The organism is Moritella sp., assembly GCF_033791185.1.
GTDB lineage: Bacteria > Pseudomonadota > Gammaproteobacteria > Enterobacterales > Moritellaceae > Moritella.
Map to the genome: position 1 here is coordinate 1 of NZ_JASJHF010000126.1, position 11476 is coordinate 11476.

Here is an 11476-nt window from a genome sequence, read left to right on the forward strand (position 1 = left end):
ACAAGTCAGACCTCTTTATCTATAAGGCTTTTTGATATTTTAACTTCAATATTAAATTAACAAATAATTATCAATAATCGAGCTGTAACACAATGTATAATATATTTAATATTATTTTCATTATCTTAAAGCTGCACTTAACACCTTGTCACTATTTACAAATCAAAAACAACAAACTAACATATACCCATATAGGAATATGAAAAAGTAGAGCTTAGAATCTAAGCACTCTATTTTATGGATTTACTGCATAGGGATTAGATAAAATGCAAGCACTAACGCTAGTTGATATGGGTTTTTTATACACAGAAACAGTTGCCAGTCCTAAACATGTAGCAGGATTACAGATTTTTACCATTCCAGACAATTACGAGGGAAACTTTACTCGCGATTTATTTGACTGTTTGATGTCCCAGGATGAGGTGAAGCAGCCATTTAATTTAAAACTAAAAAAACAGCTTACCGGACAGTTTTACTGGAAAAAAGATGATTACATTGATTTGTCTTACCATGTACGGTTTGCAATGCTACCGCAACCAGGTAATGAAAGTCAGCTGCTGCATTTTGTTGAACATCAGCATGAAACACTACTAGATAGAAACCGACCATTATGGGAAATGGTCTTGATTGATGGCTTAGAAGATAACAAGTTTGCTATTTATCTCAAGGCTCACCATGCTTTTACTGACGGTGCGAAAGCAAATCAACTACTCATGTCATATTTAAGCAATCAAACCGATGCGCCAATGACTGCGTTTTGGAATATTGAACGCGAGCAAAAAGAAAAAGAACTTGATAGCATGCTGACGTCAATTACCAAAACATCGAAGAAGTTATCAGGCCAAGTTAAATCAATCCCATCATTGGCGAAACTGACCACGAAATTACTTTTTCAAGCTGCAAATGTATATAAAGCAGATATGCCAACCCCGTTTATGGCACCGAAAACCCCCTTCTCAATTAGCCCTAAGCGTGCTCGCCGAGCAGCCATTTCAGCACTACCACTAACACGTGTCAAACGTATTGGTAAGATGACTGGCGCGACGATTAATGATGTGGTTGTCACTATCTGTGATATGGCTATTCACAACTACCTTGCAAATAAGAATTTCAATCTTAAAAAACCACTTGTTGCGCAAATGCCAATGAGCTTACGTGACGCTGGCGATACCGTAACCAACAACCAAGTAGCTATCAGTTTGGTTGAATTGGCTTACCGTGGAGAGTCACCACTCGAACGCTTAATGACCATTAAAGATTCGTGTATCAAACTAAAAAATGAAACTCGCCTACTGACAAAAGAAGCACTGACAAGCTATACAATGGCGAGCCAAGGCCTAGCAGTGGTAAGTGAATTATTCAACTTAGATACCGTATTACCGCCAATGGGTAACGTCCTAATCTCAAATGTGCCGGGGCCACGTGAACCTTTGTATATGATGGGCGCGAAGATGGATCAATGCTTCCCAATCTCAGTATTACCACCAGGGATGTCACTGAACATTACGTTATACAGCTATAACGGTTTAATTAATGTTGGCTTAGTTTCATGTCGTTCTGCACTACCCGATTTGTCCAACCTCGCTGAATATGTCAGTAATGCCTTTATTGAGCTTGAAAATGAAGTACTTGCAAGCGCGACAACATCAGTCACAGAACAAATTGCACGTTTGGTCCTGTCTAATGACAATTCAGGCATTAAACAAGAGAGCTTAGCTATTATTGAACAACTATTAGCTGATGCGCAAAAAGCTGAAGATGTTCAAGTAACAACTGCAAATACAGCGCCTGTTCAGCCTACTACAAATTCATCAGTGAGCGCTTCAAAAGTCGCTGAAAAAAAAACCAAAACTGTGCCAGCGTCAGCTTAGGGAAAAGTGATGAAAACACGTGACCGGATATTACAATGTAGTTTAGAAATGTTCAGCCAATACGGACATGTGAAAGTGTCAACGGTTGAGATTGCCAATGCACTAGAGATTAGCCCTGGTAATTTGTATTATCATTTTAATGGTAAGGACCAATTATTAACTGAACTGTTTTATGAGTATGAAGCGGCCATTAATAAACTGATGTCATTCTATGAAGATGATGTTCAAGCGTTTGAAGATTATTGGGCATATTTAAATGTGTATGTTGGTTTGATTCAGCAGTATTCATTCTTCTATCGTGATATGAAAGTAATCTTCGATGAAAATAAACTTTTAAAGCGTCGCTTTATGCGTTTGGTCAATAATCACCACAGCTTTTTCTTAAAGATGCTGACCGCGTTAAACGCAAGCAGTGAAATTAAGATGACAGAAGCGCAGCAAAGCTCAATGGCTGATACGATCTGTTTAATTGCGACCAACTCATTGGATACCCAATTGGCAGAAGAAGATTACGATCTTCAAGCAATCACTCAGCGTATTGTGTTACGTATTATCATGTTAGTTGAACCGTATTTTTCTAGCGAATCCAAAGAAAAATACTTACATGAAGTTGAGCAAAACCCGGTTGAAGCAACCAGTTTATTTAGCTAATCTTAATCGTTGTATTAAATAAGATGTTGAATAAGCTATTTTGATAAAAAAACCCTAGTAAGTATCCACTCACTAGGGTTTTGTTTTATCAGGTTACACCACGGCTGGCAATGCCACTAGGTTTGCAAAATAACTAGCGTGTTTCCATCCTGATCACAAACACCAAAATGGCCGGAATAACGAAAATAGTAAATATAGTTGAAACCGCCAACCCACCGAGAATAACACTACCGAGACCACGATAAAGCTCTGACCCTGGCCCCGGAAGCAGTACTAACGGCAACATGCCAAAAATACTGGTAGTAGCACTCATGTAGATAGGTCGCAGACGGCTGCGGGTCGATTCAAGCACAGCTTGCTGATAGTCCATTCCTCCAGTGTGAAAATTGTTTAGCGCTTGATGGACAATCAAGATGGCATTGTTAACCACCACGCCGACAAGAATAACGAAACCAAGCATGGTTAACACATCCATTGGTTGCGGTACAATGAAAATATTCAATAACTTGAGACCGATAAAACCACCAGCACTGGCCAGCGGTACAGTCAGCATAATAATCAGCGGGTAAATAAAATTGCTGAACAACGACGCCATGAGCAGGTACGCGATAAAAATAGCCAAGAGAAAATTCCACTGCAATACTTCACGAGTCTGCACTAATTTGTCAGCTGCACCGCTCATATTGACGAGCAAGCCATCGAGTAGGTTCATTCTGTTCAGCTCAGGAATTATCTGTTGCTCGATGATTTCCATCGCGGTTTGTAATGGCATTGACTTCGGCGGGGTGATTTGCAGCGTAACGGTTCTGTTCCCTTCTAGATGACGGATCAAGGCCATACCTGTGGTTTGCTGCAATTGCGCTAATGAAGACACCGGAACGACCTTACCTTGGGGGGTGGCTAAATTCGCCTGATAAAGATCCTCTGGAGTGACAAACTCACGGTCATCCGCTTTCATGATCAGATCTATCTTCTTTTTACCTTCTTGCTTGTAATCACCGATAACTCGACCATCCATAAGTACATCCAATGCAACACCCAAATCAAGAGTAGACATATCGTTAGCGCGCAAACGATCATGGTCTGGCAAAATCTGCACTTCAGGATAAGTGAGCTCAATCGACGGTATAGGTCGTATCTGGCTGCCCGCCAGCTGAGTATTAATCATATTAAACATAGTCGCTGACGCGCTGGCAATTCTGTTCAAATCATGGCCACTAATATTGAGTTTGATCGCTCGGCCTTCACCGAGTCCAGACTCAAACACTCCGGGTTGCAAACTCACTCCGTACATGCCAGGAATGCTGTAGATCAGCTCGGTAAAAAAAGGCAGCAGTTCACTGGCACGATCCCAGTGTTCACTGATCGCCCCTGAAATAACAAACCCCTCGGCACCGACGTAAAACATATTCTTGATCGCTGGTACATCATCAACATCAGCCCCGATGTGTGGAAGCGCCATATCAAAAAAACGCTCACCTATTTCAACTCGCTCCGCTGTCGATAAACCAGGTGGCGGTATCAATATATTTAGAACTAGATTACGATTTCCTTGTGGCAGATACTCCATTTTAGGCGTTAATAACCAAACAGATGTGATTGCCATTCCGGTAAGTAAACAGATAGTCGTAACCCGCGTTATCCAGTTACGTATCGCCAGCGTAACCAGCACCATGACTCCATTGGACAGGCGTTGACCTAAACTATCGAGCAACGAACGCTTGTTGACTATTACCTGCTTTTGACCGCGGAACAGCCGATAGGCAAACATCGGGATCACCGATATCGATACAAATAAACTTAACGAAACAGCAGCAACAACAGCGATAGCGATGTCACGAAATAGTTGTCCAGCCTCTTCTTCAATAAACACGACAGGTAAAAATACCGCAACAGTAGTTATGGTTGAAGCTAGCACAGCGCCCCAGACTTCTTTAGTGCCATACAAGGCGGCATCGAATGCTGTTTTCCCCATCTGCCGGTGACGCACAATATTCTCGATAACCACAATGGCATTATCCACGAGCATACCCACGGCAAAAGCGATCCCGGCGAGACTAACGACATTGAGGTTACGCCCCAACACATCAAGAAAGATAAAAGTACCAATAATACTGATTGGGATAGCCGTAGCAACAACAATGGTGGCACGAACACTGCGTAAAAATAGCAATAATACCCCCACGGCAAGTAGTCCACCAAACATGATGTTTTGTTGGATCTGATCAATAGCGCCATTAATGTAGAAACGCTGATCATAAACCCACTCGAGGTAGAGCCCTTCTGAAGCGAGGGTATTTTCATTCAACCATTGATAACGCGCTTCGACCAGATTTGTCATTTCTAGGATATTAGTGCCGGTTTCCGGACGAACACCAATGGCAATACCCGGTATCGCATTGTGCAACACCACGGAATTTTTCTTGGCGTAATCTTGACGGATCTCAGCTATATCACCGAGTAATATACGTTGCTGCCCAGTAGAGCGTAATACCACTGCCGCAATGTCTGCTGCCGATTTGAATTCTCCAGTCGTGCGAATGCGGAAATCACGCCGACCGACCCCCAGCGTACCAGCCGATACGTTGGTATTTTCACTCTGGATCACCTCGATCACACCTTTGATTGTCAGCCCGTAAGCGGCGAGTTTTTCGGTACTGATAATAACGTGCATCTGCTCTTCGGTACCACTACCAATAAATAACTCAGATACCCCTTTAACCCGTTCAATATGCTGACGAACTTCATTCTCAAAAAATGTTTTGTAGGTTTGGATCGGGCGTCGATTACCGTCCTTCGTTTTCAGGATCATCCAGATCACTGGAGAGGCCGTAGCACCAGAAGCATTCACTACAGGGTTATCGACTTCGGCAGGATAAGAGGCAACTTCGTTGATTTTATTGGTAACACGTAACAGCGCCTGTTCAACACTGGTGCCGACCTTAAAACGTAAGGTGACACTGCCTTGACCGTTGCGCGCTTCACTTTCCATCTCGATTAGGTCGGGTAAGCCTTTGAGAATACTTTCCTGCTCTTCAATAATCTCACGCTCAATCTCGTAAGGCGTTGCTCCACGCCAGCTGGTTTTTACCTGTATTTCGGGTTCTATCACTGTTGGACTGAGCTGATAAGGTAATTGCGTCAGGCTGAGGATGCCAAACATGAGTAACATGATAATACCAGCCAAAATGGTGACCGGTTTTAAAATTGAGAAGCGGATAATATCCATAAGCGATCTCTGTATGGCCAGCGCTTCGCTTAAAAACGAATCGCCTGACCGTCATGTATGCGTTCGTTACCTTTGGTAACCACGTGTTGAGAATCAGTAAGTTCTGACCCTTTTATAGCAACGAACATGCCTTGATAGCCGAGGGTTTGAACCGTAACCATTTTAGCTTTGCCATCAATGGCAAGAAAAATAACCTGCTTACCAAACTGATTAATAACCGCATCCCTCGGCACCAGTAAGCTGTTTATTTTAGAGCCACTGGGTAAACTAACGTTCGCTTGCATACCAGCAATTAAGCCCTTCGCTTGTTCAAGCTTTAGTTTGACAGTAAAACTCCGTGTCGCGACATCACCTTGCGGAAGAAAATAAACAAACAAACCGATATAATCTTGCCCAGCACTGCGAACCAAAATTTGACGCCCTGTATCTAAAAAGTCTAGCAGGTGTCGCTGTACATCGACTTCAACTTCTATCTGTTGATCATCAGCAATTACAGCAATTTGCCCTCCGGCAGCAACCCACTCTCCCTGTTCAGTCAGTTTTTCTTGAACCAAGCCGTTAAATGGTGCCTTAATCTGGGTTTTTTGTATTTGTAACTGCTGATAGTCAAGAATTGCCTTGAGCGCTATGACGCGTTTTTTCTGCGCCAGCACGCGATAATAATTTTCGTCATAGAGGGATTCGGAAACCGATTTATCGGCGAATAACGCTTTGATACGCTGTAAATCTTTATTCGCTCGCTCGAGTTGAAGCAGTGCCTGACGATAATTAGCACGAGTGCCTGCGAGCTTGGCTTCAAGTAGGTCTGAGCGCAGTTTTACCAAAGGCTGCCCTGCTTCGACTCTCTCGCCAGCGGTAAAGTAAATGGTGTCGACAATCCCCCCAACCTCAGCAGCGACCCGTGATACTCGCGCATAACGAATACTGCCGACTAATTCGACCATCGGCTCAGCTACCCCACGGGTAATTGGGCTGACTTCTACCAACATCGGTGGAGGCCCTGAATTTTGGGGTTCAGGCTCCTTATCAGATGCGGCGTAGAGTATGATTGGGCTGAGTAATACCAATAATAAAACGTAGAATGGTGACTTCAGTAAATACAATCGCATTGGTACTCCCCTGTCGAGTTAATCTATCCTGAAACCAGAACGAATATAACTCGACTACACCACTGTATTTTAGTTGAAAATGGAGGATTATCTAAAATAGCCGATGTTTTTTTAACTTTAACGCGTAACAGTTAACGTTTTAGCTAAGCGCAGCTCTCCATTGCCAGTTCAATCTGTTTAATGCTCCAAAGTGCATCCACTGCATTAATAGGTGAAACAGTTCGCGAGTGAATAGCATCTGCCATAGCGAGAAAATAATGCTGGTAACCACCGCGTTGATTTACTACGGTATCAATAGAGTCTGCACGGTTAATAAGTTATTATTTTTAGATGCTTAGCAAACTAATTCAACTGTTCGTGGGCTTGCTAATCCAGGGAACCTTGATCCAACAATCGAGTAACACCACAATCGACATGGCACCTAACCCACTAATAAGGAGTCCACCAGTCAGGGGAATTAAATAGCCAACAAAACCAACAAATTTAGCCAATGTCCAAAATAACACATCGCCCCACAACCCTAAGAATGCAACACAAATCAATACATGTTTTATCCAAGTAAAAATGCCCGCCATTGATATCAACATACCAAGAATAAACACCATCATACCAATAGAAAATAAGTGGGTATGAGTGGCTACAGCTAACTTACTCCAAGGCATGCCTTTTTTGGTCAACGTCTTCACTTCATCATAAGTTGTTAATGGTAATGAAGTCATCGCATCAGTCATGGTTGAACCTGCGCTATGACAATCAGTGCAATCTTCATCCATCATCGGTGCGATGTCAGTATCATATAATACTTGAGGCGATCCCGCTTCAACCCAATCCTTCACGACCTCAATATAATCATCATCAGAAACATAATCATACATAGAACCTTTCATGGCGCTCACGATGGCAACGCCAGCGTACTTTTGTTGCACAGTGACTAAACTCGGGATCTGGGCGAGCTTACCGGTAGTACTCAGTGAGATCGACATACCTGCATATAATATCCCGTATAAAACCGACAGGCATAGCGCTGAAATAGCTAATCGAGCGGCAGTGTTCAACGATTTAATATCCACATCAGCTCCTCCTTTCTAAGATTTACAGCGCCTGACTACTTAAAGCGTAATTGCAAAACACCATCATGATAAACATGATTGATTTGCGAGTTATCAAATACTGAGACACCAAAGTCATATACTTTAGAAAGATCTGTAAATTGAACATCTTGGGTGTTCGCTTTATTACCGGTAGTGACCATAGAACGGCGGATCTCTAACGTCCACATTCCCTCTTTCCAAACACCTTTAGCGGTTAAATCACCACGCGAGCCGGTAAACGGGGCGGTGACAATGCCAGGTATCCGATTTGTTTGTTTCCAATTTGAATCAATCGGTATTTTGTTAGCATCAAGCACAACAACAGCATCATTTGTCAGGTCTGTTTGTACAAACGCAGGTTGCCCATTTTTCACGTTATTGCTATAACCACCACCTGTTTTGGCATCACCAGAGCGCCCCCAGTTTTTATTGGCTTTCGGATCAACGTTGTCGTGAATATATTGATCATCGGCTTGACCGACAGGATTCGATCGAACCCCTTTCCAATGCCACATGTCAATCGTGGTACCGGCTTTGGTATATTTACGACCAGGGGCTTTATCAGCAATGCCTTTTTGCATGCCATCTTTCGCCATATGACAAGCAGCTGCACAACCTTTTTTCTTGAAAGACTTTAGATTGATATTCCAGAGGATAGCCATTTTATCTTCATAATAAGTATTGTCATGGCCAGTATCATCTTTGTTCATCAGTTGTTGCCAGCTACCATCAGGCTGCTGCATCCATGGAAAACGATTCACGCTTTCTGTCGGATCACTCCATTGAATAAGGAAATAGATATCACCTTGCTTACGCATCGACTGCATTGTATATATTGTTTGCTTGAGACCATCGTAACCATTGTTCGGTTGGTACGGCGTTTTGTTGATATTAACTTTTAGCATAGGTGCTGCCGACCACGCGGGATCTACGATACCATCGACAACAATAGTGGCGCTGGTCTCAACATTATCGAGTGTACCGACAGTTTTAGCTAACACAGGGTGCGTTAACAACGCAGCTGATATTACTACGGGTAAAATAAGTAGAGGTGACCTCATAGTCGTTCTCCTTAGCGAGCTTAGTGGAATTAAATAACTACTAAAGAATAGTGCAATACGCATACTATGCAGGTCACTACGATGAAGTAACAATTAATTAACACACTGTGCTTGATCTACATCAAGAAATGAAATGCCACTTACAACCAGATACCGAGGTTAGATACGATTGACAGCTCACCGCTACATGGTTTCATAATAACGATATTGAGTTCTCGGATATGGGGTCAACTCATAGCTAGATTGCAAGAAAAAGACCAGATCAGCCAATTCATCGACGGTCATCACATCGTTATAATTTGCCATTTTTGACACCCCATCTACCTGTAATGAAGATTTAGGGTAACCTTTAGCTATTTTATGTGATGGGTTAATAATAGAAGTAACGAGTTCCGCGTAGGTTTTAATTACACTTGTTTTACCACCTAACTTGACTGATAACGCTGGATTATCTACGACATCGGTTGGTTCAACACCGTCCAGCTGATGACATGATAAACACTGGTACTTTACCAATACCAATTCACCCTTTGCTGCATCCCCTTCGGGTAGACTAAAACCGCTTGGTGAATCAACGCCGGTTTCACAACCAGTCAGGATCATCGCAGCAGCGGTTAGCATACTTAATAATAAATGTTTCATATTATGGTGCTCCAATTCGAATTCAAAAACGTATACATTGCATATACGTAACTCTGTCTATAGCAGCTCAAGTATAGCTTTCCTTTTAACTTTTACTAATTGTGTACACTTTGACAGTTGATCCTGAAATCCAAATGAAGATAACCCAACTCCGCCATTTGATGTTAGTTGTAGATGAAGTTATCTATGGATATAAAAATGCGCGAGTGAGTATTAAGCTCACTCGCGCATTTTATGGTAAAGAGGTGGTGACAGTAGTAATTATTGGCTAGGTATGTCCCTAACAATTCGAATTAATCTTTGAGTATTTATAGACCTTACTATTTCAGCTCCATCATGAAAGTCTACAATCAAACCTTTAATGTTAGATGCACTATTTATACCCGTACGATCAAATGTATTAGACCAATAAGGTAGTGATGGTGTTGAAGGAAAAAGAGTGAGATCAATCGCTGGAGCTACACAAGAACGCTCTACTAATGAGCCAAGTTCCTTAATATTAGGTAAACGCCAATCACTATAGCCTGCTAAATTATTACTACCATCAATCGCTGATAGCGCTTCATCCCAAATAGTAAAACTCTTTGCAGATCCTGCACAATTACCATCTTTATAAATTTGGCCTAAGGAACATGTTGACCACATTAATTCATTAGTAATGTCTGTAACTGTACCATCGCCGTTATCCAAAAACTGGCCAATAGAATGTGAAGGCGTAATATTATCCTGCTTACATGTTTGAGCCATAACAGGCATAGTTAATACTGCCAGTAAGCTTACATTCAGGCATATTCTTTTCATCATTGTGCTCCTCCTCTAACCATTCGTACAAATGCAGGTGAATTTTTACGACATAAACGTACCTGACCAGTATCACTAGACATACACCAAATCGCACCAGTACCATCAGCTGAAGGACTAGCAGAAATGTATTCACCTATTTTTTTATTCGGGAAAAAATCAGTTCCGTTAATCGGTAACAAAATCTCGCGATAATTATGAATTGAACGTAATTGTTCTATCGTTGGTAGCTTCCAATCCTGAAAACCACAGAGAGATGAACTATTTAAAGTATCAGCATAAATTTGAGTATTACAAGCCGTACTATCTACGTTGTAATTAGACATATTTTCATTAGGGAAAGCACAAATACTAGAGATAGGGTATGTAGGTATAACAAACTTATTGCCTTGCGCACCGGCACCAGTACCGTTAGTGGTATTGTCGCTGTTAAACCAATAATATTTAAAGTTATTTGCTTGCCAATTTCGATGAGCCAAAATGTATGGATCATTACCTGCGTCGATCTGATCCTGCAATGCTTTTCTTAATGTTTCACCACCTGTTGTTGGTAGTATTTGCCCTGCTTGTTTTAGCTCAAATACCAAACCAGTACGATTATCCTGTACACAGCGAGCATTAACATCCAGAGGCGGTAAAACATTACCATCGTCATCTAAATTTGTGAAGCTAAATGCATCAGGTCCATCAAACCCCTCATTAGCTTGCGAATCACGACCAAAATCAGCATCCTGTCCAGGGTATCCAGAATCAGGGACTAAACTAGAAAAACTACTGCCGTCATACCAAGTTGTAATACCTGTATCATTAAGGCCGACATCACCAGAAATTAAAAAGGTGAATGTATTCAGCTCACCTAATTCAGCATTATCTGGAGGGCTAAGTTGCAAGATCAATGATTCCCCACCTTCAGGAATATCATCAGCAATGAAATCCAATATGATATCAACTTCCGTTTCATTTACTGGAATCGAAATTGGGCTTGGCGTCCGAATAATAAAATCGTGACCTTCACTGGCAA

The 11476-nt window shown here is 41.9% G+C and carries 9 protein-coding genes; 2 read left to right on the forward strand and 7 right to left on the reverse strand.

The window, feature by feature from the left end:
• Window positions 1-266 precede the first annotated feature (266 nt).
• Complete coding sequence (locus tag QNK26_RS07645) at window positions 267-1871, forward strand: wax ester/triacylglycerol synthase family O-acyltransferase (RefSeq protein WP_319221978.1); 1605 nt, start codon at window positions 267-269, stop codon at window positions 1869-1871.
• 9 nt (window positions 1872-1880) lie between these two features.
• Window positions 1881-2522: a TetR/AcrR family transcriptional regulator gene (locus QNK26_RS07650; protein ID WP_319221979.1), complete on the forward strand. Its 642-nt coding sequence runs from the start codon at window positions 1881-1883 to the stop codon at window positions 2520-2522.
• A gap of 133 nt (window positions 2523-2655) precedes the next feature.
• Here QNK26_RS07650 and QNK26_RS07655 read toward each other — a convergent pair whose 3' ends face one another.
• The 7 genes from QNK26_RS07655 to QNK26_RS07685 form a co-directional block, all read right to left on the reverse strand.
• Entirely contained in the window at window positions 2656-5751 is a 3096-nt protein-coding gene (locus tag QNK26_RS07655) for an efflux RND transporter permease subunit (RefSeq protein WP_319221981.1), read from the reverse strand.
• Between the two features lie 29 nt (window positions 5752-5780).
• Window positions 5781-6860 carry an efflux RND transporter periplasmic adaptor subunit gene (locus QNK26_RS07660; protein WP_319221982.1) on the reverse strand — a complete coding sequence of 360 codons (1080 nt, stop codon included), beginning with the start codon at window positions 6858-6860 and terminating at the stop codon, window positions 5781-5783.
• A gap of 347 nt (window positions 6861-7207) precedes the next feature.
• The gene (locus QNK26_RS07665; RefSeq protein WP_319221984.1) at window positions 7208-7930 is read right to left on the reverse strand and encodes a hypothetical protein; all 723 of its coding nucleotides are present in this window, start codon (window positions 7928-7930) and stop codon (window positions 7208-7210) included.
• 35 nt (window positions 7931-7965) lie between these two features.
• Window positions 7966-9012, reverse strand: coding sequence for an ethylbenzene dehydrogenase-related protein (locus tag QNK26_RS07670; RefSeq protein ID WP_319221985.1), 1047 nt, complete (start codon window positions 9010-9012; stop codon window positions 7966-7968).
• 183 nt (window positions 9013-9195) lie between these two features.
• Window positions 9196-9654, reverse strand: a complete 459-nt coding sequence (locus tag QNK26_RS07675) for a c-type cytochrome (protein WP_319221987.1) — start codon at window positions 9652-9654, stop codon at window positions 9196-9198.
• A 261-nt stretch (window positions 9655-9915) separates the two neighbouring features.
• Window positions 9916-10458 (reverse strand): DUF1566 domain-containing protein, encoded by a 543-nt coding sequence (locus tag QNK26_RS07680; protein WP_319221989.1) that lies wholly within the window; start codon window positions 10456-10458, stop codon window positions 9916-9918.
• Window positions 10455-11476 (reverse strand): DUF1566 domain-containing protein (locus tag QNK26_RS07685; protein WP_319221991.1); only part of this gene is annotated, 1022 nt, incomplete at its 5' end. The genes QNK26_RS07685 and QNK26_RS07680, both read right to left, overlap by 4 nt.

Bases quoted from the DNA above. Each gene is read 5' to 3' on its own strand.
- QNK26_RS07645 (WP_319221978.1), top strand. From the start codon at position 267: ATGCAAGCACTAACGCTAGTTGATATGGGTTTTTTATACACAGAAACA.
- QNK26_RS07650 (WP_319221979.1), top strand. From the start codon at position 1,881: ATGAAAACACGTGACCGGATATTACAATGTAGTTTAGAAATGTTCAGC.
- QNK26_RS07655 (WP_319221981.1), bottom strand. From the start codon at position 5,751: ATGGATATTATCCGCTTCTCAATTTTAAAACCGGTCACCATTTTGGCT.
- QNK26_RS07660 (WP_319221982.1), bottom strand. From the start codon at position 6,860: ATGCGATTGTATTTACTGAAGTCACCATTCTACGTTTTATTATTGGTA.
- QNK26_RS07670 (WP_319221985.1), bottom strand. From the start codon at position 9,012: ATGAGGTCACCTCTACTTATTTTACCCGTAGTAATATCAGCTGCGTTG.
- QNK26_RS07675 (WP_319221987.1), bottom strand. From the start codon at position 9,654: ATGAAACATTTATTATTAAGTATGCTAACCGCTGCTGCGATGATCCTG.
- QNK26_RS07680 (WP_319221989.1), bottom strand. From the start codon at position 10,458: ATGATGAAAAGAATATGCCTGAATGTAAGCTTACTGGCAGTATTAACT.